This window comes from Nitratireductor lacus (genome assembly GCF_056431025.1).
Window position 1 is genome coordinate 105228 of the sequence record NZ_JBWKMB010000012.1, and the last position, 21931, is coordinate 127158.

24 protein-coding genes are annotated in these 21931 nt (G+C 61.2%); all 24 read left to right on the forward strand.

From position 1 onward, the window contains the following. Window positions 1-20 precede the first annotated feature (20 nt). The 24 genes from AC07E3_RS12040 to AC07E3_RS12155 all read left to right on the forward strand — a co-directional run bounded on the left by AC07E3_RS12040 (window position 21) and on the right by AC07E3_RS12155 (window position 21369). A complete protein-coding gene (locus tag AC07E3_RS12040; protein ID WP_478362146.1) occupies window positions 21-524 on the forward strand; it encodes a flagellar basal body-associated FliL family protein in 504 nt (167 codons plus the stop codon). Further along, window positions 521-1258: a flagellar type III secretion system pore protein FliP gene (fliP, locus tag AC07E3_RS12045; RefSeq protein WP_223006151.1), complete on the forward strand. Its 738-nt coding sequence runs from the start codon at window positions 521-523 to the stop codon at window positions 1256-1258. Before AC07E3_RS12040 ends, fliP begins: the two co-directional genes overlap by 4 nt. Window positions 1259-1463: 205 nt before the next feature. After that, window positions 1464-2333 (forward strand): flagellin N-terminal helical domain-containing protein, encoded by an 870-nt coding sequence (locus AC07E3_RS12050; protein WP_007008624.1) that lies wholly within the window; start codon window positions 1464-1466, stop codon window positions 2331-2333. A 204-nt stretch (window positions 2334-2537) separates the two neighbouring features. Next, on the forward strand, window positions 2538-3407 hold the full coding sequence (locus AC07E3_RS12055) for a flagellin N-terminal helical domain-containing protein (RefSeq protein WP_025029089.1): 870 nt from the start codon (window positions 2538-2540) through the stop codon (window positions 3405-3407). 116 nt (window positions 3408-3523) lie between these two features. Continuing rightward, window positions 3524-5164 (forward strand): flagellar basal-body MS-ring/collar protein FliF, encoded by a 1641-nt coding sequence (fliF, locus tag AC07E3_RS12060; RefSeq protein WP_478362149.1) that lies wholly within the window; start codon window positions 3524-3526, stop codon window positions 5162-5164. Continuing rightward, window positions 5164-5811: a hypothetical protein gene (locus tag AC07E3_RS12065; RefSeq protein WP_478362151.1), complete on the forward strand. Its 648-nt coding sequence runs from the start codon at window positions 5164-5166 to the stop codon at window positions 5809-5811. The genes fliF and AC07E3_RS12065 overlap by 1 nt, the downstream gene beginning before the upstream one ends. Next, window positions 5808-7142, forward strand: a complete 1335-nt coding sequence (locus AC07E3_RS12070; RefSeq protein WP_478362153.1) for a MotB family protein — start codon at window positions 5808-5810, stop codon at window positions 7140-7142. Before AC07E3_RS12065 ends, AC07E3_RS12070 begins: the two co-directional genes overlap by 4 nt. Further along, entirely contained in the window at window positions 7139-8419 is a 1281-nt protein-coding gene (locus AC07E3_RS12075) for a chemotaxis protein (protein WP_478362155.1), read from the forward strand. Before AC07E3_RS12070 ends, AC07E3_RS12075 begins: the two co-directional genes overlap by 4 nt. Then, complete coding sequence (gene fliK, locus AC07E3_RS12080; protein WP_478362157.1) at window positions 8416-9699, forward strand: flagellar hook-length control protein FliK; 1284 nt, start codon at window positions 8416-8418, stop codon at window positions 9697-9699. The genes AC07E3_RS12075 and fliK overlap by 4 nt, the downstream gene beginning before the upstream one ends. Continuing rightward, the gene (locus AC07E3_RS12085; protein WP_478362159.1) at window positions 9671-10225 is read left to right on the forward strand and encodes a transglycosylase SLT domain-containing protein; all 555 of its coding nucleotides are present in this window, start codon (window positions 9671-9673) and stop codon (window positions 10223-10225) included. The genes fliK and AC07E3_RS12085 overlap by 29 nt, the downstream gene beginning before the upstream one ends. Window positions 10226-10363: 138 nt before the next feature. After that, window positions 10364-11038: a response regulator transcription factor gene (locus AC07E3_RS12090; RefSeq protein WP_336069329.1), complete on the forward strand. Its 675-nt coding sequence runs from the start codon at window positions 10364-10366 to the stop codon at window positions 11036-11038. 100 nt (window positions 11039-11138) lie between these two features. Continuing rightward, window positions 11139-12395 carry a flagellar hook protein FlgE gene (locus AC07E3_RS12095; protein ID WP_336069327.1) on the forward strand — a complete coding sequence of 419 codons (1257 nt, stop codon included), beginning with the start codon at window positions 11139-11141 and terminating at the stop codon, window positions 12393-12395. A gap of 37 nt (window positions 12396-12432) precedes the next feature. Beyond that, entirely contained in the window at window positions 12433-13893 is a 1461-nt protein-coding gene (flgK, locus tag AC07E3_RS12100; protein WP_478362161.1) for a flagellar hook-associated protein FlgK, read from the forward strand. Between the two features lie 11 nt (window positions 13894-13904). After that, window positions 13905-14954 carry a flagellar hook-associated family protein gene (locus AC07E3_RS12105; RefSeq protein WP_223006158.1) on the forward strand — a complete coding sequence of 350 codons (1050 nt, stop codon included), beginning with the start codon at window positions 13905-13907 and terminating at the stop codon, window positions 14952-14954. Window positions 14955-14986: 32 nt separating this feature from the next. Then, entirely contained in the window at window positions 14987-15337 is a 351-nt protein-coding gene (flaF, locus tag AC07E3_RS12110; RefSeq protein WP_007008610.1) for a flagellar biosynthesis regulator FlaF, read from the forward strand. Beyond that, a complete protein-coding gene (flbT, locus tag AC07E3_RS12115; protein WP_478362163.1) occupies window positions 15334-15771 on the forward strand; it encodes a flagellar biosynthesis repressor FlbT in 438 nt (145 codons plus the stop codon). The genes flaF and flbT overlap by 4 nt, the downstream gene beginning before the upstream one ends. A gap of 3 nt (window positions 15772-15774) precedes the next feature. Continuing rightward, entirely contained in the window at window positions 15775-16173 is a 399-nt protein-coding gene (gene flgD / locus AC07E3_RS12120) for a flagellar hook assembly protein FlgD (protein WP_478362165.1), read from the forward strand. 3 nt (window positions 16174-16176) lie between these two features. Continuing rightward, window positions 16177-16443, forward strand: coding sequence for a flagellar biosynthesis protein FliQ (gene fliQ / locus AC07E3_RS12125; RefSeq protein ID WP_007008607.1), 267 nt, complete (start codon window positions 16177-16179; stop codon window positions 16441-16443). 97 nt (window positions 16444-16540) lie between these two features. Continuing rightward, on the forward strand, window positions 16541-18628 hold the full coding sequence (flhA, locus tag AC07E3_RS12130) for a flagellar biosynthesis protein FlhA (RefSeq protein ID WP_336069318.1): 2088 nt from the start codon (window positions 16541-16543) through the stop codon (window positions 18626-18628). A 48-nt stretch (window positions 18629-18676) separates the two neighbouring features. After that, the gene (gene fliR / locus AC07E3_RS12135; RefSeq protein ID WP_007008605.1) at window positions 18677-19423 is read left to right on the forward strand and encodes a flagellar biosynthetic protein FliR; all 747 of its coding nucleotides are present in this window, start codon (window positions 18677-18679) and stop codon (window positions 19421-19423) included. Window positions 19424-19425: 2 nt separating this feature from the next. Beyond that, window positions 19426-19815, forward strand: coding sequence for a hypothetical protein (locus AC07E3_RS12140; protein ID WP_478362167.1), 390 nt, complete (start codon window positions 19426-19428; stop codon window positions 19813-19815). A gap of 60 nt (window positions 19816-19875) precedes the next feature. Further along, entirely contained in the window at window positions 19876-20421 is a 546-nt protein-coding gene (locus tag AC07E3_RS12145) for a rod-binding protein (RefSeq protein WP_478362169.1), read from the forward strand. Between the two features lie 70 nt (window positions 20422-20491). Then, the gene (locus tag AC07E3_RS12150) at window positions 20492-20857 is read left to right on the forward strand and encodes a hypothetical protein (protein ID WP_088941524.1); all 366 of its coding nucleotides are present in this window, start codon (window positions 20492-20494) and stop codon (window positions 20855-20857) included. Further along, the gene (locus tag AC07E3_RS12155; RefSeq protein ID WP_336069306.1) at window positions 20854-21369 is read left to right on the forward strand and encodes a hypothetical protein; all 516 of its coding nucleotides are present in this window, start codon (window positions 20854-20856) and stop codon (window positions 21367-21369) included. The genes AC07E3_RS12150 and AC07E3_RS12155 overlap by 4 nt, the downstream gene beginning before the upstream one ends. The last annotated feature ends 562 nt before the right edge of the window (window positions 21370-21931 follow it).

Below are 21931 nucleotides of genomic sequence, written 5' to 3' on the forward strand. Positions count from 1 at the left end.
ACGCCGGAGCCAGAAGACGCATGGCGCTGCTTGAACAGCAACCACCAGAGAAAAAAGGGCCTTCACTCGTCGTTCAGCTGGCGATGCTGCTGGTCATGTCGGCGCTTGCCGCGGGGGCTGCATGGTTCGCCGGCGGCTATCTGCAGAGCAGATCGGGCGGCCCCGAGGAAGCCGCCACCGCCGCGACCGAAACAACCGTTGCCGAACACGCCGGGGAAGAGGACGCTGCGGCGCACACGCAACCCGGTATTTTCATGATGGAGCCAATCACCACCAATCTGGCCGAGCCAAGCGAGATCTGGGTCCGGGCCGAGCTCTCCCTCGTCTTTGAGGGCGAACCCGACCCCGTGGTCGCAGCCGCCATCCATCAGGACCTGTTCGCCTATCTGCGCACGGTGAAACTGCGTCAGGTGGAAACGGCCAGCGGTCTCCAGCATCTGCGCTCCGATCTTGCAGAGCGCGCCAGCATCCGCAGCGAAGGCGCTGTCAAACAAATCCTGTTCAGGGCCCTGCTGTTCGAATGAGACGCCTTGCTTTACTGGTCGCCAGCGCGCTGTTTCCATCCGCTGCGGCAGCCCAATCCATCGACCTTGGCGCACTGACGGGTGCCGATGGCTCGACCGTCGGCACGATCATCCAGCTCTTCGGTCTGTTGACGGTTCTTTCCGTTGCGCCGGGCATCCTGATCATGGTCACGAGCTTTACCCGCTTCGTGATCGCCTTCTCGATCCTGCGCGCGGGCATGGGCCTGCCAACCACGCCGGCCAACCTGATCCTGATCAGCCTGTCATTGTTCATGACCTTCTATGTCATGGCCCCGACCTTCGACCGTGCCTGGGCGGAAGGAATACGCCCGCTGATGAACAATGAAATCAGCGAAGAGGATGCGGTGCAGCGTATCGCCGAGCCGTTCCGCGGTTTCATGGTCAACAATGTCCGCGAGAAGGATTTCGCTCTCTTTGCCGATCTCGCAGCCGAACGCGGCAACATCGACATCGACGTAACGGTGGAAACAGCGGATCTGCGGGTGCTGGTGCCCGCGTTCATGATTTCCGAGATCAGGCGCGGTTTCGAGATCGGCTTCCTGATCGTGCTGCCCTTCCTCGTCATTGATCTCATCGTCGCGACCATCACCATGTCGATGGGCATGATGATGCTGCCACCGACGGTCGTGTCTCTCCCGTTCAAGATATTGTTCTTCGTCCTGATCGACGGCTGGAACCTGCTCGTCGGCAGCCTTGTTCGCTCCTTCGTATAAGGTTGACCGCGTCTATCCGGAAGAAAATCCCGTCCCTGCAAAATTAAGCCGACCCATTATCCTTTTGGTAGGACTTTCCCGCGATAAATGCCCTCAAGCATGGCGGACAGATCTTCCAGCAGGATCAAGGGCATGATGCCGCTCCGTCATACCGGTGAGCCCGGTATGTCCCTCGTATGTTTTGTATTTCAGGGGCGTTTATCCCATGGCAAGTCTTATGACCAACGCGTCGGCAATGACGGCGCTGCAGACCCTCAACAACATCTCCAAGAACATGGCTACCACCCAGTCCCGCATTTCGACGGGCCTGCGCGTGGGCGAAGCTGCCGACAACGCAGCTTACTGGTCGATCGCGACTTCGATGAAGTCCGACAACAAGGCCCTGTCCAGCGTTCAGGATGCTCTGGGTCTCGGTGCCGGTAAAGTCGACACGGCCTACACGGGTATCAATGAAGTCATCGACACCGTCGACAAGATCAAGCAGAAGCTTGTCACGGCACGCGGTGCTTCGCAGGAAGACCAGCAGAAGATCCAGGGCGAAATCAACGCGCTCCAGGAGCACATCACCTCGGTTGTCGGCAACTCCAACTATGCCGGTTCCAACATCATCCAGGACAACGCCGATGTGAACATCGTCGCGTCCTACAACCGTACCGGCACGACCGTCTCCATCGACGAAGTCACGCTGACGGGCGCCGACGTTCTGGTGCTCGACGCAGCCGGCACCGCTGGTAGCGCGGCGAACGTCGTTGCGGCAGCCCTGTTCGATGCTTCGGGCGGCCAGGTTGCCGACGCGGCAGTCGACACCGCACTTGGCACCGTCGAGACGGCTCTCGCCGCCCTCGCCGATCAGGCTGCCGAGCTGGGTGCTGCCAAGTCGCGCGTCGACCTGCAGAAAGACTTTGTTGGCAAGCTCTCCGACGCCATCGAGCGTGGTGTTGGCCAGCTGGTCGATGCGGACATGAACGAAGAGTCGGCCCGTCTGTCGGCCCTGCAGGTTCAGCAGCAGCTGGGCATTCAGGCGCTGTCGATCGCCAACTCCAACTCGCAGAACATCCTGTCGCTGTTCCGCTAAAATGGTTGATCCCGGCGCGCGAGCGCCGGCATCCTTCCACAATGGACGGGCCGCTCACACGAGCGGCCCGTCTTTTTTTTGATCTTGTCAATAACGGTTAACGTCCGTTAATCGGCTGTTAACCATGTGCTTCTACCTATTGTTAACCATACCCGGCGCCATCACGCGGTGCCATCAGGGGCGGCTGAACAAAGGGGTGATCACGTGGCCAGCATCATGACCAACACTTCTGCAATGGTGGCATTGCAGAGCCTGAAAGCGACCAACAAGTCCATGGACGTCGTTCAGGGCCGGATCTCCACCGGCTATCGTGTCGCTGAAGCGAGCGACAATGCGGCCTATTGGTCCATCGCCACCACCATGCGCTCCGACAACAAGGCATTATCTGCCGTGCAGGACGCGCTCGGCCTTGGCGCCGGCAAAATCGACACCTCCTACACCGCCATGAACAATGTTCTGGAAGCGGTCGACGCGATCAAATCCAAACTGGTGACGGCACGCGGCGCAAGCGCGGAAAACCAGGGCAAGATCCAGGCCGAAATCGAAATCCTGCTTGACCACATCAAGAGCGCGGCCACCGGTGCAAGCTATGCAGGCACCAACATTCTGGCAACGGACGATACAGGCAATATGGAAGTCGTCTCCGCCTACAACCGCTCTTCAGCCGGCACGGTCACGGTCGGCACGATCCAGATCGACATTGCCAGCGTGAAGCTATTCGCCGCCGGCGGTCTGCCGGGCGGGCTGGCGGACGACATCATGCTGATCGACATCGTCACCAATGGCGCGGATGCCGATATCGACGGCTATCTGACGGATGTGGAAACGGCCCTGTCGGGCATGTCAAACGCCGCTGCCGATCTCGGTGCCGCAAAGACCCGCCTCGATCTGCAGAAGGACTTCGTTTCCAATTTGATGGATTCCATTGAGCGCGGTGTCGGACAGCTCGTCGACGCTGACATGAACGAGGAATCGACGCGGCTACAGGCACTCCAGGTGCAGCAGCAGCTCGGCATTCAGGCCCTGGCCATCGCCAATCAGAACGCGCAGAGCATTCTGGCCCTGTTCAAGTAGAGCCTGCGTTCACAAGAGCCAGCTAGCGAATGGGGCCGCATTGCGGCCTCATTTCATTTTCGCACAAGCTTCGGCGTCTAGTCTCCCGGTCAGAATTCGTATGGGAGCATTGGGCGTTGCCTGAGCAGATTCAGACCGTCGTTGAAAACCTGAAAAGCCTCGGCCCCCGCCGGCTCGCCCTTTTGGGCGGCATGCTGGCACTGGTCATGGCCGTCATCGTTGCCGGCGCGGCCTATCTCAACAGGCCCGCCTACGAAACGCTCTATGTCGGGCTCGAGCGGTCCGACGTCAATCAGATCGGCCTCGTGCTGGGTGAAGCCGGCATCGGCTTCGACGTGATTTCCGATGGCACCGCGGTTCTGGTCCCTGCCGGCAAGACAGCCCAGGCGCGCATGCTTCTGGCCGAAAAGGGCCTGCCGAGCAGCACCAATGCAGGCTACGAACTCTTCGACAATGTCGGTTCTCTCGGCCTGACCACCTTCATGCAGCAGGTCACGCGCGTTCGGGCACTGGAAGGCGAGATCGCCCGCACCATCCAGTCGCTCGCCGGCATCAAGGCCGCACGGGTGCACATCGTCATGCAGGAACGCGGCACGTTCCGCACCGAGGAACGCCAGCCTTCGGCGTCCGTCGTCATTCGCGCATCCAGTCTAGACGCCACCAATGCAGCGTCTTCCATCCGCTATCTCGTCTCGGCAGCCGTGCCTGGCCTCGACGCGGAAAAGGTGACCGTGCTCGATTCCACAGGCACGCTGCTGGCCGCCGGCGACGATCCGTCCAACAGCACCGCACAGCGCTCCATCGGCGTGGAACGCACGGTCGAAAGCCAGATCGAGCAGAACATCCGCCGCGCATTGGCTCCCTATCTCGGACCCGACAACTTCCGTGCCAGCGTCAAGGCCGACGTCAACACCGACGCCCGCCAGATCGAGGAGGTCATCTACGACCCGAACTCACGGATCGAACGGTCGGTTCAGGTGGTTCGCTCCAGCGACAGCGCCAATCGCGAGACAGCCATTCAGCCGACCTCCGTGGCACAAAACCTTCCCGAGGACGACACCGCTGCGACTGCCGGGCCGAAATCCTCCGAAGAAAGCGAACGCCGGGAGGAAACCACCAATTACGAGCTGAACACCAAGCGCATCGCCACCACCAGCAACGGGTATAGCGTCGACAAGATGTCGATCGCCGTGGTCGTCAATCAGGCTCGGATCATGGAGATCCTCGGGCCCAATGCAACACCCGAGCAAATCGGTGAACGCATTGTCGAGATCCAGAATGTCGTTGCTTCCGCCACTGGCTTCAATGAAACCCGCGGCGACGTGATCAACGTCTCCTCGGTGGAGTTCATCGACGGCCTCGACGGCACACCGATGCCGGAGCCTGGCATTCTCGATGCCGTTGGGCAGCATACGGGCACGCTGATAAACGCTGCCGCTTTCATTCTCGTGGCTTTTCTTGTCACCTGGTTCGGTCTGAAGCCGATCGGCACCAACCTCATGCGCCCCGCGATCGCTCAGGGACCGGTTTCCGACGACACGCAGCGCGCCTTACCCAATCACGAGGAAGAGCAGGCCCGCCTCATGGACGGTGCTTATTCCGATCCCGAGTTCGAGGAAGACGACACCTACGGGACACACCGCCTCAAGATCCGTCCCGCGCCGCAGGAACGGCTGGCACGGATGGTCGACCTCAATGAAGAGCGCACCGCACACATCTTGCGCAAATGGGCGCGCGCTGAGGCGGAGGCCGGCTGATGCCCCCCGCGTTGTCGTTGATCGACGTTCTCCCGGATTTCGGCCCCCCCTCCCCGCCCGCGCCCCCGCGCGCTGCGGCCCCCAGCCATTTCGATGCGCTTCTCGAGGCCGGGGAGCCGCCAGCGAAAGAAGCCGTTCGGCCCCTGCAGACACAGGTTGACGAACGGATCGCGGCGGCGGAAGCCGCGTTGGCAGAGAGGCTCACGCACGAGCATGCCCAGGCTCTCGAACAGGAGCGCCAGCGACACGCCGAAGAAATGGAGGCGTTGCACAGGCAACTCGGTGAGGCTGCAGGGCAGACGATCAACACCCGTTTTGCCGTTCTGGAGGATCAGCTCGTCGCCCTGACCGCACAGGCCACGGCACGAATCCTGGGCAGTGTTCTTACGGATGACCTGCAGAAGCGATCGATTGCCGAACTTGAACGCGTGATACGCAGCGCCATCGACGACCGCGAGACGCTGCGCATCCGCGTGAGCGGCTCACCGGTGTTGTGGGACAGGCTGAAGGCAGGGCTTGGCGAAGAGGCGCGTCATGTCGACTTCGCGGAAGCACCCGGCTTCGACATCAGCATCTCGGTTGATGAAGAGCTTTTTGAAACCCGGCTCACCGAGTGGTCGGAAGCACTTGCAGGATTGATCTCATGAGCGTGGCCGAAAACGAGGATCGGGCATCCGAGATCATTATCGTTCGTCGCGGCGGCGGCGGCGAAGACGAGGGCCATCACGGCGGTGCATGGAAGATCGCATTCGCGGATTTCATGACCGCCATGATGTGCTTCTTTCTGGTTATGTGGCTGATCAACGCAACCGACGACGATACGAAAACCGCGCTTGCGAGCTATTTCAACCCCGTGCAGCTCATCGACCGCAACACAAGCAGCAAAGGGCTTGAGGATGTTGACGGCGATCCGGTCGACAGCGCGCCAAATGATGTCGAGGACGATGCTCCCGGCGCTCCGTCGCAGGATCAGGATCAGACATCCGGACCAATGAGCTTCGAGAACGCTGTCGGCCGCTCGGATACGCAGCAGCTTTCAGACGAAAATCTGTTCTCCGATCCCTATGCCGTTCTCGCAGAAATCGCTTCCAACACCGACACGATGCAGAATGTGTCGAACAGGGGCGATGGCGGCGCGCAGACCGCGGGCCCGTCCTCAGGCGCCTCCGGTGGTGAATCCTATCGCGATCCGTTCGCCCCGGATTTCTGGTCACAGCAGGTCGCACGGCCACAGATCGGCGTTCAGGGCGACCCTGACAATGCGCGTGAAAACCCCGCAGGAAGCGATACTGATCTCCCGACCAATGGCGAGAATGCGCCACCCGCCGTGTCCCGGGAGGCCCCGGAGGCTGACGCGGGAACGGCCATCGCACTGAAACCCGTTCCTGAGGTGGAGCCCGTGAAACCGGCTGAACGGGAAGAGCCCACGCCACAGGAGGAAGCTCCTCCGGCCGAACCGGAAATGGCGAACACTCAGGAGGCGATTCCGCAGCCCGCCTCCGAGGAGGCTGTAAAACGCGGCGAGCGGCTGGCCGAGCAGATCCGCGCCCAACTCGCCGCGCAGTTTGCGGGCACGCCGCTGGAAAGCTCGATTTCGGTCGTCGCAACGGATGAGGGCGTTCTAGTGTCCATCACCGACGACCTTGAAAATGGCATGTTCCCGGTGGGATCGGCAGTGCCTCAGCGTGAACTCGTTCTCGCCATGGACAAAATCGGCCAGACATTGAGCGAGCAGGCCGGAAAGGTCAGCGTGCGCGGTCACACCGACGGACGCCCCTTCCGCAGCGAGACTTATGACAACTGGCGCCTGTCCAGCGCGCGCGCGCAGGCCGCCTACTACATGCTCGTGCGTGGCGGGCTGGATGAACTGCGCATCGAGCAGGTGGCCGGCTTCGCCGACCGCAAGCTGAAGGTGCCGGAAGATCCCTATGCCAGCGCAAACCGCCGCATCGAAATTCTTCTGGAAGTGCCGCGATGAAGGCAGTTGCGAGACTTGCCGCCATTCTGGTGACCGGCCTGTTTCTCGATGCCGGTGCTGAAGCCGCTTCCATGCAGCCCTATCAGATGGTTCGCTCGCTTCAGCGGGTTCAGGACCGGATTGCCGACGGCGATCATGCGGCCCTGCCCATGCAGCAGAAACTTCTGGGAATCATCGACAACCGCATGCGAAAAGCCGCGCCGGACGATTTTTCCGACCCGCGGAACCTGCAGGCGCTGCTTATCTACGGTCTCAGCGGCGGCAATCCCAAGACGCTGGAACTCCTGTTCTCGAAGCTTTCGCTGAATGCTGATGAAAGCCGGCTCGGCAATGCGATCGTGCGCTATGCGATGGGCGATTTCGCCGCTGCCCGGTCCGTGCTTCAGGAGCTCGATCCCAAGAGCCTACCACCGGAAGTGGGGCCGCCCATCGCCCTCGTCAGCGCGACGGTGACGGCAAGGGACAACCCTCTTTTCGCGATCAGGATGCTTGACGAAGCCAGGCTTCTAAGCCCGGGCACCCTGATAGAGGAAGCCGCCCTGCGCAGAAGCATCCCCCTGGCTGCCGCCCTCGGGGATACAGAGCGGCTTGCCCGCGCGTCCGAACAATATGTCCGGCGTTTCCTGCGCTCACCCTATGCAACGCAGTTTGTCGACACCTTCGTGGCCGCCGTCGTGGAACTGCACGATACCGTCGATCCGGGCATGGTCGATGAAGTTACGGCGCAGATGTCCAGCGAGCAGGCACGAATCGTCTACCTGCGGCTCGCACGCAAGAGTGCCATTGAGGGTTATGAGCGGCTCCTTGCCTTCGCCTCACAAAAGGCCATGGCCCATGGCGAAGACGCAGACGGTGAAAGCGACCCACGGGCCGTTCTTTACGCGAACATGGCTTCTGTCAGCTCGGACAATGTCGACGATGTTCTTGCCGCGCTCAACGGCATCGAACGCGACCGGCTCTCCAGTGCCGACCGGGAACTGCTCGACGCAGCGACCGCCATTGCAAAGGCAGTGCTGGATGAACCCCGCCACACGTCTGCGGTAACCCCGCCCCCCGAGCCGACGCCTGCGGAGGCAGGTCTTCCCCAAGAGGCGGCGCTTGAGGACAACGGCATCGTCGAGAACGAACAAAACGCCACCGCACCCGCGTCGCCGGGCACCGACGACCTGGTATTTCCCGGCGATCCGGTGAACGAGGAAGCCGATGGCTACCTGAAAGAAATGCGCAGCAAGCTCGAAGATATCGATGCACTGCTTGAAGAGGAAACCGCGCAATGAACGCCGCCATCAGCCGGAGTTTGCCGGCTACCCCGCAAACACCGGACACAGGTTTGCAGAAGCGCGCCACCGGCGAGGCTGGTTCCCTCGCGTTCGAGGAAGCCCTTCAGGAAAACCGGAACGCAAAAGGTGCCCCGGAGAAAAAAGCCGGAGACGAAGAAACAGGATGGCATCCGATACGCTGGACCCTGCCGCATCGGATGGGTGGGCAGGAGGAGACCCCGCGCGGCGAAGAGCAGCCGGCCAACAGCATTGCAATTTCGCTTCCGGAAGACCAGTCCTCCGATCAGATGCGCCCCGCCTCCCCTGAAGCCGGCGACAGACCAACACCCGTGGCTGCAGATCCTGAAGCGGTTGAGGAGGACGGCAAGCAGGCGCGCAACGGTGAAAGCAGGACAGCGCAGACCAATGGAGCGTCAAACGCTGCCACTCCAGTCTCAGAGCATGCTGCAGCTGCACCTCACGCCGCAGCCGGGCAGCCGTCACCCCAGGCAAATGAGCGGGCCCGGGAGCGCGCGGCTACGGTAGCCCCAGGCAGGTCTGAACGCCCCCTTCCCGAAGCCGCACAGGCGGCAGTGAAAGCAAATGCCCCTGCGGGCGAGAAGCCGGCGGCAGGAGCCGTCGAGCAGCAACCTGGCCATTCTGGAAAACCCGAGACGACGCAGCGTGTCGCTGGCGGCAACGGTAGCGATGGGTTGCTGCGTGACAACGCCCAGCAGCACCAGCAGCAGCAGCCTGAAATCCGCGTGGTTTCCATCCAGCGCGCACCTGCGCCCGCTCCCACGGCCGGCGGCGAGCAGACACCTCTTGCCCAGCGCGCCGGCACCAGCGAAGCCGCGCATCTGCAAACCGGTCAGCAGGGCGAGGCCGGGCGCATGGTGCAAACGTTGAAGATTCAGCTCCAGCCGGCCGAACTCGGGATGGTGACAGCACGGCTGCGCATCGTTGGAGAGCAACTGACCGTGGACCTGCAGGTGGAAAACACCGAGGCGCGCCATCGTCTCAGCACCGACAGCGATTCCATCGTCAAGGCGCTGCGCTCGCTCGGCTACGATATTGACCGGGTCACGGTGCAGCAGTCCGCGTCCGGCGGTCAAAGCAACACCGCAACCGGCGGCAACGCGCGCGATGGAGCATTCCAGTCCATGAGCGACGGCCGGGGCGAAGGGGACCCCTCACGCGGGGCCGGCGGGGAACGCGCGCCCCGTGAGCAGGCCGGCCGCGACGGAAGACAGGCGCAGGATACCGCCGATGCGGCGCAGAACGGCCTTTATATTTAGCCTCTTCTTGCTTGCAGGAGATGCCCAGGCGGCCGGCAACGCCTGCGAGGGCGAGATCCTCCGCGCGGCGGAACGCTATCAGGTTCCACCCGGTATCCTCTACGCTGTCGGGCTCACGGAGACAGGCGTGAAGGGAAGCTTGCAGCCTTACGCCCTCAATATTGAAGGCAAGGCCGTCTTCGCCCGCAGTGCGGGTGAAGCGATCCGCACCTTCGAGCGGGCACGCGGCGAGGGCAAGAAGCTCATTGACCTTGGCTGCATGCAGATCAACCACCACTACCATGGCGATCAATTCCGAAATCTAGGGTCCATGCTGGACCCGCGTCAGAATGTCGACTACGCGGCCCGGTTTCTGGTTCAGCTAAAGCGGCGTCACGGCTCCTGGTCAATGGCCGTGGCACGCTATCATGCCGGTCCCGACAACGATCCGGCGCAGAAGCGCTATGTCTGTCGGGTGATCACCAACATGGTGACAACGGGCTTCGGTGCGTGGACACCCGAGGCGCGTCGTTTTTGCAACCATTAGTTGAATCTATTGATTTCTTTGAACTGAAAAACGCCCACAGACCGACTCCCCAATATTGACTCCTGAGATTTCATGGTTGTGTGCGATTCGCCCGACCAGTTACCACTTGACACATAAGTTGATTCGGAGGGCGGGCCGTTGATTGTCGTGATAGACGAGCGTGAGCTGGTGACTGAAGGTTATCACTCACTTTTCAATCGTGAGGGGGTTGCGAGCGCGGGCTTCGCACCGGAGGAATTCGGCGAATGGGTCGAGACGGTCGCCGATGACGAGTTGAAGGCCGTCAGTGCTTTCCTGCTCGGCCAGTGCGCAGAGGGCGATATTCGCGCCCAGCGCATTCGCGAGCGTTCGGCAGCACCACTGATCGCGCTTAGCGAACGCAATTCGCTCGACGACACGCTGCGCATGTTCGAGTGGGGTGTCGACGATGTCGTGCGCAAACCGGTGCATATCCGCGAGATTCTGGCGCGCATCACGGCGATCCGCCGCCGGGCCCAGCAGGACGCCGCGACATTCACAGAAATCGGCGCCATGCGCATCTATTTCGACGGACGCGACCCGGAAATCGAGGGCCAGCCCCTTCCCCTGCCGCGCCGCGAACGCCGCATCCTGGAGTATCTGGCGAGCAACCCGACGCGCCGGGTCACCAAGACCCAGATCTTCAATGCCATCTACGGCATCTTCGACGAAGACGTCGAAGAGAATGTGGTCGAAAGCCACATCAGCAAACTGCGCAAGAAACTGCGCGAAAAACTTGGTTTCGACCCGATCGATTCCAAACGCTACCTCGGCTATCGGCTGGCGGATACATAATCCGCCGGCTTTTTTCCCTCAGAACACCCCACCACCAGTTTCACGCAAGTCACGTCTCCTACCTTGGCCGTGATCGGCGCAGACTACGAGGAGACTTCCGATGGGCCTTTACGGCATGATGCGTACCGGCGTTTCCGGCATGGCGGCACAATCCAACCGGTTGTCCACCGTTGCCGACAACATCGCCAATTCCAGTACCAATGGCTACAAGCGCGCGAAGGCCGAATTTTCCTCGCTTGTCCTCCCGTCCTCTGGCGGCTCATACAATTCGGGCGGTGTCACCACATCGATCCGTTATGAAATTTCCAAGTCCGGCCCGCTGCAATACACCACGTCGGGAACGGATCTTGCCATCGAAGGCAACGGCTTCTTCGTCGTCCAGGGCACCAACGGTCAGCCATTCCTCACCCGTGCCGGCTCTTTTGTGCCGAACGCCGACGGTGAACTCGTCAATGCCGCTGGCTACAAGCTCATGGGGTACAGCTACGCCAATGGCGTTCCGGCGGTCACCGCAAACGGGTATGCGGGCCTTGAAACCGTGACGATCGCGCAGTCGGAACTGGTGGCGACGCCATCGCGCAATGGCACACTCACAGCCAACCTGCCATCGAGCTCGGACGTTGTCGCGGCAGCGGATCTGCCTTCCGCCAACGCCGCCACGGCACAGTACACGCACAAGACCTCGCTCGTGGCCTACGACAATCTCGGCGGCAAACAGCTGCTCGACGTCTACATGACAAAGACCGGCGCGGACACCTGGGAAGTCACCGTCTACGACCGCGCGGATGCCGCACCCGACACGTCGTTCCCCTATGCCAACCCGCCGCTAGCCACGACCACACTCACCTTCGACCCGACCAACGGCAAACTCGCCGGCGGCAGCCCGACGGACGTCTCCCTGACCGTACCAGGCGGCGACACGCTGACGATTGATCTGTCGGACATGACGCAGCTCGACACGGGCTTCTCGGTCACCGGCAAGGTGGACGGAAGCGCACCCTACGCCATCGACAGTGTCGAGATTTCGGAGGACGGCACAGTCTTCGCTCAGTATGCGGACGGATCCAGGCGTGCACTCTACCGCATTCCACTCGCGACCGTGCAGAGCCCGGACCAGTTGAAGGTCATCACCGGCAACGTCTTTTCCGAAAGCGCGGACTCGGGCGGCGTGCAACTGGGCTTCTCGGGAAGCGGCGGCCTGGGAAAGGTAACACCGGGCGCTGTTGAGCGATCCAATGTGGATATCGCCACAGAGCTTACGGACATGATCGAGGCCCAGCGCAACTACACGGCCAATTCCAAGTCATTCCAGACCGGTTCCGAGCTGATGGAACTCCTGGTCAATCTGAAGCGATAAGCGTGGGTTTCCGGAACGGGGGAGTGGAAGAACGTAAATGTCACTGACATCTGCACTGAACATCGCGCAGACGGCGCTTTTCAACACCTCGCGCCAGACCTCGGTCGTCTCTCGCAACGTTTCGGAAGCCAGCAACCCGGATTACGCGCATCGCAGCGCGCTTCTGTCCAGCATGGCTCCCGGCGCGCGCGTCGTCCAGATCCGACGCGCCGCCGATGAAGTTCTCTTCCGGCAAAATCTCTTCGCAATTTCCGCATGGCAGGGCCAGAAGGCCATGTCCGGCGGGCTCGATACGATGCGCCTGACAGTCAATGGCGTCGAGGACGCGAACGCGCCGGCTACCGCCATCAGCAAGTTGCAGGAGGCGCTGCAGCTCTATGCAGGCACCCCCTCCAACGCAACACTCGCCGAAAGCGCGGTGCAGGCGGCACATCAGGTGGTGCGTTCGCTCAATGACGGTGCGGGCGCGGTGCAAAACTTCAGAGCCGATGCCGATCGTGACATCGCAACGGCCGTGGATGACCTCAACTATCTTCTGGGCGAGTTCGAGACCGTCAATACGGAGGTCGTGAACGGGACACGTTCCGGGCGCGACGTTTCGGATGCACTGGATCGCCGGGGTGCACTCCTCAAGAAGATTTCGGAATATGTGGCCATCTCGACCACGACGCGCTCCGGAAACGACATGGTCATTGTCACAGCGGACGGAGCAACTCTGTTCGAGACCATTCCCCGGCCCGTCACATTCACCCCGAACACGAGCTATGGTCCGGGAACGACCGGCAATTCGGTCTATGTCGACGGCGTGCCCCTGGTGCCTGGTGTTGGTGGCAACACCAGTGCCAAGGGCTCCATCGCTGCTTCCCTTCAGTTGCGCGACGAGACCGCGCTGCAGATGCAGCGTCAGCTCGACGAGGTTGCACGCGGCCTGATCACGGCATTTGCGGAAACCGATCCGAGCGGCACACTCCCGGATATGGCCGGCCTGTTCAGCTGGGCCGGTGGGCCCGGCATCCCGCCGGCGGGCACCCTGATTGACGGCCTCGCCGGTGCGATCCGCGTGAACGCTGCATTCGACAAGAACGCAGGTGGCGACCCGTCACTGTTAAGGGATGGCGGTGCCAATGGCGCAGCCTATCTGCACAACACAACCGGCGCGGCTTCATTCTCGGATCTGCTCCTGCGCTACTCCGAACGCCTTGACGAACCCATGACGTTCGACCCCCTGGCCGGTCTCGACACGAACCGCAGCGTCACGGCCTTTTCGTTCGATTCCGTCAGCTGGCTGGAAGCAAACCGCAAACAGGCTGCAAGCGGTGCGGAAGGCAAGGAAGCGCTCGCCGTGCGCACGGCCACCGCACTCTCCAACGCAACCGGCGTGAATGTCGACAACGAAATGGCACTGCTGCTCGATCTCGAAAACGCCTATGAGGCATCGGCACGGCTGATCTCGGTGATCGACGAAATGCTGTCCACCTTGCTGCAGGCAACCCGGTAGAGAGACCGAACATGAAAACCTCCTTCATCTCGTCGCTGGCCATGTCGCAGACGCTGCGCTACCAGACCATGCGCATGCAGGCCGAGCTTGCCGAGAGCCTGAAGGAATCGCAGACTGGACGCCACTCGGACGTCGGTATCGCCCTTGGCGCACACGCTGGCCGCAACCTGTCGATGAACCGCAACATCGATCGTCTGAACGGGCTGATCGACGCCAACGCAATCGCAGCCAATCGTCTTTCGGCAACGCAGAATGCGATGACCCAGCTTGGCGATATGGGGCAAAGTCTCCTTGCCTCGCTGACCGCGGCGAAATCGGACATCGACCAGGTTTCCGTGTCGCGGGGTGAAGCCGAACGCGTGCTCAAGACGATGACCGGCATCCTCAACAGCAACCTGAACGGCGAGTATCTGTTTGCGGGCATCAACACGGACGTGAAGCCTGTGGCAGACTTTCACGACCCGGCCTCCCCGGCCAAGGCTGCATTCGATGCGGCATTCGTGGCAAAGTTCGGTTTCACACAGAACGATCCTGCGGCCGCGAGCATCAGCGCGGCCGACATGGATGACTTCCTGACAAATTATGTGGAGTCTCAGTTCATCGGAGCGGGATGGGAGACCAACTGGTCGAGCGCATCCAACCAGAAAATCACCAGCCGCATCGCCCTGAACGAGACCGCCGAAACCTCGCTCACGGCAAATGAAACCGGTATACGCAAACTGGCCATGGTCGCGGCCACGATCTCCGATCTGCTCAGCGGACCGCTCGGCGAGGAGGCCCGCAACGTCCTGTACGACCGGTCGCTCACGCTGGTGGGGGAAGCGATCGCTGACATCGCCGGTGCGCAGGCCGAGGCCGGCATCGTCGAAAACCGCGTCTCGGACGCGAGCGCGCGCATTTCATCCCAGGTCGATCTGTTCAAGACCCTCATCAAGGACAGCGAAGGCATCGATCCTTACGAGGCAGCGACACGGGTCAACGATCTGAGGGCGCAGCTCGATGCCTCATACGCACTGACAGCCCGGCTTCAGCAACTCAGCCTCTTGAACTATCTGCGATAACAGACAGCCGGAACCAAACGAACGGGAAGCACATGTACCAGTTTTCCTACAGCGAAGTTCAGACAGACTCGCTCGCCGACGCCCGAGATCGGGAGGAACAGGTTCTGAGCCGTTCAATCGATCTCCTCCAGGCTGCGCGCGAAAAGGGTGTGAACTCGCAGGAAGCCGTCGAGGCAATCCATTTCATGATCCGCGTCTGGACTGCCTTCATCGACGATCTCGGCAATCCGGAGAACGAACTGCCCAAGGAACTCAGGGCCAATCTGATTTCCATCGGTTTATGGCTTTTGCGGGAAGGCGAAGAGGTGCGTCAGGGTCGTTCGCAGAATCTTGATGGCCTGATCGAGGTGTCGCAGATCATCCGCGACGGCATTCAGCAATGAGCACTTTGAAAATATCTCTGAAGGCAAACGAGAAGATCTACGTCAACGGCGCGGTCATCAAGACCGACCGAAAGGTCACGCTGGAATTTCTGAACAATGTCCAGTTCCTGCTTGAGAACCATGTTCTTCAGGCGGAAGACGCACGGACGCCGCTGCGGCAGCTGTATTTCACGCTACAGATCATGCTGATCACGCCGGACAATGCAGACGACGCGCGCCGTCTCTTCAGCCAGCTCCTGCCCAGGCTCCTCAACAGCTTCACCAGTGAGCGCATTCGTGCCGGGCTGAAGCATGTCGAGGAGCTTGTGGCCAACGGCCAGGTTTATGACGCGCTGAAGGAAATCCGTGCGCTCTATCCTCTCGAAGACGAAATCATGACCCAGAAAACAGGATCGGCGGAGAGCGAACCGGTCGCCGCCGTTGCAGGAGAGTAAGCCATGAACGTTGAAGCAGCATCGGGCGCACAGACCTACGGCAACGGCACGCAGCAGGCCGCCGCACCGCAGACGGTGGACTATCAGGCATTCCTTCGCCTGCTGGTGGCCGAGATGAAAAACCAGGATCCCACCAGCCCGATGGAGTCCACCGATTATGTGGCGCAGCTCGCCACGTTCTCGCAGGTGGAGCAGTCTGTACAGGCCAACGCCAAGCTTGACCAGATCCTGCAGGCATCCGCGCTTGCGCAGGCCGGCAGTCTGGTTGGTCGCGAGATCACCTCCGCCGATGGAGAAACCACCGGCAAGGTCGCCGAAGTGCGTCTTTACAGCGATGGCGTCATGGCCATTCTGGAAAGCGGCGACAAGGTCCCCGTCGGACCCGGCGTCATAATCCGTTAGACAATGAACGAAGCCGACGCCCTCGATATCGTCCAGTATGCGATCTGGACCGTTCTGGTGGCCTCCAGCCCCGCGGTTATCGTCGCCATGGTGGTCGGCGTCGGCATCGCGCTTGTGCAGGCGCTGACACAGGTGCAGGAAATCACGCTCACCTTCGTTCCCAAGATCGTGGCGATCCTCGTTGCGGTTGCCTTTTCAGCCCCCTTCGTCGCCTCGCAGATCTCCGGTTTCAGCAACGTCATCTTTCAGCGCATCGAAGGCGGCTTCTGACCCTTCCCCGCACCACTCTCCTCTTTCGCGCAAGCTTGACGCGCTAGCGTAGCGCGCGGGCGTGCAAACACGTCCTGAATCGAGTGGGAAGAGCGGCATGGCGTTGAGCGAAGCAATCACGGGCGCAGAGACCAGAAAACACGGCCGCGACATCGGCTTTGCCGTCGGCATTGTCATCATTCTGGCGGTGCTCTTCCTGCCCATCCCGGCCTTTCTGATCGACGTCGGCCTCGCGTTTTCGATCGCGCTTTCGGTGCTGATCCTGATGGTTGCACTGTGGATTCAGAGGCCACTGGATTTCTCCTCTTTCCCCACAATCCTGCTCATTGCGACGATGCTGCGCCTCTCGCTCAACATCGCCACGACCCGCATGATCCTGTCGGAAGGACACGAGGGGGCGAATGCCGCCGGCTACGTGATCGGCGGTTTCTCGCGCATGGTGATGAGCGGCGATTTCGTCATCGGCCTCATCGTCTTCATGATCCTGGTGGTGGTGAACTTCGTCGTTATCACCAAGGGTTCGACGCGTATCGCCGAGGTCGGCGCCCGCTTCACCCTCGACGCCATTCCCGGCAAGCAGATGTCCATCGATGCCGATCTCTCTGCCGGCACGATCGACGACAAGGAAGCCCAGCGCCGGCGCGCCGAACTGGAAGAGGAAAGCTCCTTCTTCGGCGCCATGGACGGCGCGTCCAAATTCGTGCGCGGCGACGCCATCGCCGGCCTCATCATCACCGCCATCAACATCGTCGGCGGCATCGCTATCGGCTATGCGCGGCACGACATGAGCGTTGGCGAAGCGGCGGATGTGTTCACCAAGCTTTCCGTGGGCGACGGCCTTGTTTCGCAAATCCCGGCTCTCATCGTCTCACTGGCGGCCGGTCTTCTTGTCTCCAAGGGCGGCACGCGCGGTTCCGCCGATCAGGCCGTATTCGGACAGCTCAGCGCCTATCCGCGCGCGCTCTTCGTTGCCGCGATGCTCCTGACCGTGCTCGGCCTTGTACCCGGCCTCCCCTTCCTGCCCTTTGTGGCGTTGGCCGGCGCCATGGCCGGGATCGGCTATGCGTTGCCACGGCGCGCGCGCCAACGGCAGGAGAAGCACAACGAGGCACAGAGACAGGAACAGCTTTCTCAGGAAGAGGAAGAGCGCAACTCCGTCAAATCATCGCTGAAAACCGCTGAGATCGAGCTCCTTATCGGCAAGCAGCTTTCGACGCGGCTTCTGGCATCGCATCAGGAGCTCGCCTACCGCATGGGCAAGATGCGCAAGAAATTCGCCGCGCAGTACGGTTTCGTGGTGCCCGAGGTGCGGCTGACTGACGACTATTCGATCCCGCCAAAGAGCTACCGCATCAAGATCCATGGCACGGTGGTTACCGAATACCAGATGCGCGTGGGAGAACTGCTCGTGCTGGTCGGCAGCAACCGCATGCCTGACATCCCCGGCGAAGAGGTCAAGGAACCCGCCTTCGGCATGCGCGCCTTCTCGGTGCCGGAAATGTTCGCCGACGACCTGAAACGCGAGCGTTACGCCTTCGCCGACAACATGTCTGTGCTGCTCACCCATCTGAGCGAAGTGATCCGCAACAACCTGCCGCAGCTCCTCTCCTACAAGGACATGAAGGCGCTCATCGAGCGGCTCGACCCAGAGTACCGCAAGCTGGCCGACGAAATCTGCTCCTCGCACATCACCTATCCGGGCCTGCAGGCGGTGCTGAAGCTGCTCCTGGCCGAGCGCGTGTCGATCCGCAACCTGCACCTCATCATCGAGGCCATCGCCGAGATCGCGCCGCATATTCGCCGCACCGAGCAGATCGTGGAGCATGTGCGCATTCGCATGGCACAGCAGATCTGCGGCGATCTGACCGAGGGCAACACCCTCAAGGTGCTGCGGCTCGGCGGACGCTGGGACCTCGCCTTCCACCAGGCGCTCAAGCGCGATGCCAAGGGTGAAATCCGCGAGTTCGACATCGACCCGCGTCAGCTCGAGGAGTTCGGTCAGGAAGCGAGCGCCGCCATCCGCAGGCATCTCGATGCCGGCGAACGGTTCGTGCTCGTTACCGCCCCTGAGGCACGTCCCTATGTGCGCATGATCACCGAACGGCTTTTCCCAACGCTTCCGGTCCTCAGCCATGTGGAGATGGCAAAGGGCGTCGAACTCAGCGTATTGGGGTCGATTTCCTGATGCGCCTCGCCCACGCCGCGAAAATGGCTGCAGTGGCGGCCTGACGCCATGCTCGAAACCCCGCTTCTGGCAGCCTTTCTCGCCTTTTGCCGCATCGGCGGATGCTTCCTGTTCATGCCGGGGCTTTCCAGCGTGCGCGTGCCGATGCAGGTGCGCCTGTTCGTGGCGGTGGCGGCAACGCTCGCCATGCTGGCACATCTGTGGGACCTGATCACGCCGCATGTCTCGAGCGAGCCCGGTCCACTGTTCCTGCTCATTGCCTCCGAACTGGCCATAGGAGCGCTGATCGGCCTCATTGCGCGTCTCTACGTGCTGTCGCTGCAGTTCATCGGCACATCCATGGCGATGTTTTCCGGCTTCGGCATGGCGGCAGGCGGTACCGCCATTGAGGAGGCGGAAGCACAGCCACCCCTGACCGCACTCATTTCGCTGTCAGCCCTGATGCTGCTTTTCGTTCTCGATTTCCACCATCAGATCATTCGCGCACTTGTGGTCTCCTACGAGCTTGCCCCGATCGAAAGCCTGTTCGATCCGCAGGCGGCGCTGACCGACATAACAGACACGCTTTCCGACGCATTCTTCGTGATGATCCGGCTTGGGAGCCCGTTCCTGGCCTATGCCATTCTGGTGAACCTCGCCATCGGCTTCATCAACAAGCTCACGCCGCAGATTCCGATCTACTTCATCTCCCTGCCTTTCGTGATCGCCGGTGGCATCATTCTTCTCTACTTCGCCATTCCCTCGCTCCTCGGGCTCTTTGCCGAGGGCTTCTTCCCGATCTTCGAAGGGCGCTAGCGATGCCGACACCCCGCCAGAAACGCCTGCAGAAACTGGTTCTGGTGATGCAGCGCCTCAAGGACTTCCATCAGGCACAGCACGCCGCGCACATGGCCGAAGCCGCTGCCGCCCGGGACGAGGCAAAAACCATCACCGAAACACTCGACAGCGGCACCGCCATGACCGCATTGTTCCCCGAGCTCTACCACCGCCGTGTCGCCAGCGCGCTTGAGCGCAGCCGTATTAGTGCCGACCGCGCCCGGCAGGAAGCGCAGAGCATCATGCAGGCGGATGCACGCAGCAACGCGCTCGCCCGCGCCTACCGCGAAGCCGCTGATCTCGAAGAACGCAGCGCCGCCGACAAGGAGCGCCTGGAGTTTATCGAACGCCGCAGCACAAACGGGGCTTAAGCCTCCCACAAGCTTGTTCTGGGAATATGTCCCTCACAGACACGAACGATGGAGGACGCCTTGGCGATATCGCCTCCCGGCGACATTGTCCTGAACGTGGCGCGCGCCGCCGACCCCGCCAAAGCCGCAGCCGCCAGAGAGCGGCTCCAGGCAAAGTCGGGTGCGACCGCCAGCTTCTCGGCAGTGTTCGACAACCAGCCCGTCGGCACCACGAAGGTCAGCGTGAACGCCCCCTCCGATGTCGAAAAGAAGTTCGAGGCGATGGTGCTGCAGAACTTCATGCAATCGCTTCTGCCCGAGGAAACCTCCTCCGTTTACGGCGAGGGCCTTGCCGGCGAAATGTGGCGCTCCATGCTGGCACAGCAGTTAAGCGAGACGCTGGCTGAAAAAGGCGGCATCGGCATCGCCCGCAACGTCCTGCGCGACTACACGGTTGAAAACGAAAAGCCAGTGCCCGTGGGCGCCGTCTCTCAGACGCCCGAACAGGAGGCGATCGGCAGGCGAACACTTCTTTCCACCGCCATGGTCGAGGAAATCGAGCGACACGCCGCGAAAACGCTGGGCGTAAACACTGCACCGTCGTCCAGCCGCGACGAAGAGAGCTGAAGTTCAGAAACGGAACGAAACCATGTATGATATGACCTCCGCAGCCCACTCCGAAAATGCCTCTCTGGCTATGAGCCAGCACGGCGGCGCAAGCGCCCTGGCAATCATGCGCCGCATTGAGGAGACCATCGATGCCGAGACGGCTGCGATCCGCAATGATCCTGCCTTCGACCTCAAGGCTTCCAATGCACGCAAGAGCCGCCACCTCTACGAGCTCACCCGCGCGCTCAAAGGAGCCAACGAGGCCGGTCTTGCCAGTGCGCACCGCGACGCCCTTATCCGCCTGCGCGACAAGCTCGCCGACAACGAAGCCACCATCCGCGCGCATATGGGCGCAGTGAATGAGGTCGCCGATCTGCTTCAGGACGCCATCCAGCGCGCCCAGACGGACGGCACCTACTCGCAGCAGGAATTCGGGCAGGCCTCGCCAGCATGATCAAGTTCGTCCTTGCCGCCCTCTGGATCTGCGCCGTGACGGTCGGAACGATGCTCTATTCGTTCCAGTTCTCACAGGCCAGGATCAGTGCCGAGCCGCCGCCTGCATTCTTCGGCGGTCTCGACTATGTGAGCACCGATGTCATATCGGTGCCGGTCATCAAGGCCGGGGCGGTGGACGGCTACTTTCTGACCCGCCTCTCCTACTCGGTCGATTCCAAGAAGCTGCCCGCCCTGAGCATTCCGGTGGAAACGATGCTGGTGGATGAAATCTACTCACATCTCTATGCGAACCCCACGATCGACTACACCAGCGAGGATGGGTTCGATGTCGCCGCCTTCCGCGACGGCCTGCGCGAGAGCATCAACAAACGTGTGGGCGAAAAGCTCATCCACGAAGTTTTCATCGAACAGGCCGACTATCTCTCAAAGGCCGAGATCCGTGACAAGACCGCGCGCAGCCGCCTTGGGCCAGCCAACGCGGCACCCGCACCGCAGAAGAACGCTCACTAGATCGCCGTGCGTCCATCCGGACGCACAAAGGACGATCGAAACGATTGATGGAGCATCGGAATAACCCGAAAACCGGAATCCACTTTTCGGTCCGATGCTCTAGATCGCCGTGCCTCCGTCCGGACGCACAAAGGACGATCTAAACTATAAATGGAGCATCGGAATAACCCGAAAACCGGAATCCACTTTTCGGTCCGATGCTCTAGCGTCGCGGCCTATCAATATGGCCGCAATGGTCGGCTTGAACGCAGGGTTCACTCTTTCGGTTTGGCGTTTTAGGGCCGGTCAGCGCTTCCTCGAAGCGAAGAACCGGTGTGGAGCCAACCCGAATTTCAGGCATTCACGCATCCGCTTTCACCTTCCTGGCTCTCGCCCCACCGGGTTTACCCCTGGGCGATAAACCGAGCAAATCGGTCAAATGCGACAATTGTTTACATATATATAAAAATATAAATTTTGATATTTGAAAAAATATATCTCATAAAGATTATAATCAGAAATAAAAGGCAAATAAAACCTGCTTTCTGAGAACTTTTGTATCTCTGCGCCTCATTCCTGTCCA

Excerpts from the sequence above, each read along its gene's own strand:
- AC07E3_RS12085 (WP_478362159.1), top strand. The coding sequence starts at position 9,671 with ATGCGGCGCAGAACGGCCTTTATATTTAGCCTCTTCTTGCTTGCAGGA.
- AC07E3_RS12050 (WP_007008624.1), top strand. The coding sequence starts at position 1,464 with ATGGCAAGTCTTATGACCAACGCGTCGGCAATGACGGCGCTGCAGACC.
- fliR (WP_007008605.1), top strand. The coding sequence starts at position 18,677 with ATGCTCGAAACCCCGCTTCTGGCAGCCTTTCTCGCCTTTTGCCGCATC.
- flgD (WP_478362165.1), top strand. The coding sequence starts at position 15,775 with ATGAACGTTGAAGCAGCATCGGGCGCACAGACCTACGGCAACGGCACG.
- flgK (WP_478362161.1), top strand. The coding sequence starts at position 12,433 with ATGTCACTGACATCTGCACTGAACATCGCGCAGACGGCGCTTTTCAAC.
- AC07E3_RS12140 (WP_478362167.1), top strand. The coding sequence starts at position 19,426 with ATGCCGACACCCCGCCAGAAACGCCTGCAGAAACTGGTTCTGGTGATG.
- flbT (WP_478362163.1), top strand. The coding sequence starts at position 15,334 with ATGAGCACTTTGAAAATATCTCTGAAGGCAAACGAGAAGATCTACGTC.
- AC07E3_RS12105 (WP_223006158.1), top strand. The coding sequence starts at position 13,905 with ATGAAAACCTCCTTCATCTCGTCGCTGGCCATGTCGCAGACGCTGCGC.
- AC07E3_RS12155 (WP_336069306.1), top strand. The coding sequence starts at position 20,854 with ATGATCAAGTTCGTCCTTGCCGCCCTCTGGATCTGCGCCGTGACGGTC.
- AC07E3_RS12095 (WP_336069327.1), top strand. The coding sequence starts at position 11,139 with ATGGGCCTTTACGGCATGATGCGTACCGGCGTTTCCGGCATGGCGGCA.
- AC07E3_RS12040 (WP_478362146.1), top strand. The coding sequence starts at position 21 with ATGGCGCTGCTTGAACAGCAACCACCAGAGAAAAAAGGGCCTTCACTC.
- fliP (WP_223006151.1), top strand. The coding sequence starts at position 521 with ATGAGACGCCTTGCTTTACTGGTCGCCAGCGCGCTGTTTCCATCCGCT.
- AC07E3_RS12075 (WP_478362155.1), top strand. The coding sequence starts at position 7,139 with ATGAAGGCAGTTGCGAGACTTGCCGCCATTCTGGTGACCGGCCTGTTT.
- flhA (WP_336069318.1), top strand. The coding sequence starts at position 16,541 with ATGGCGTTGAGCGAAGCAATCACGGGCGCAGAGACCAGAAAACACGGC.
- AC07E3_RS12150 (WP_088941524.1), top strand. The coding sequence starts at position 20,492 with ATGAGCCAGCACGGCGGCGCAAGCGCCCTGGCAATCATGCGCCGCATT.
- fliK (WP_478362157.1), top strand. The coding sequence starts at position 8,416 with ATGAACGCCGCCATCAGCCGGAGTTTGCCGGCTACCCCGCAAACACCG.
- fliQ (WP_007008607.1), top strand. The coding sequence starts at position 16,177 with ATGAACGAAGCCGACGCCCTCGATATCGTCCAGTATGCGATCTGGACC.
- AC07E3_RS12070 (WP_478362153.1), top strand. The coding sequence starts at position 5,808 with ATGAGCGTGGCCGAAAACGAGGATCGGGCATCCGAGATCATTATCGTT.
- AC07E3_RS12065 (WP_478362151.1), top strand. The coding sequence starts at position 5,164 with ATGCCCCCCGCGTTGTCGTTGATCGACGTTCTCCCGGATTTCGGCCCC.
- flaF (WP_007008610.1), top strand. The coding sequence starts at position 14,987 with ATGTACCAGTTTTCCTACAGCGAAGTTCAGACAGACTCGCTCGCCGAC.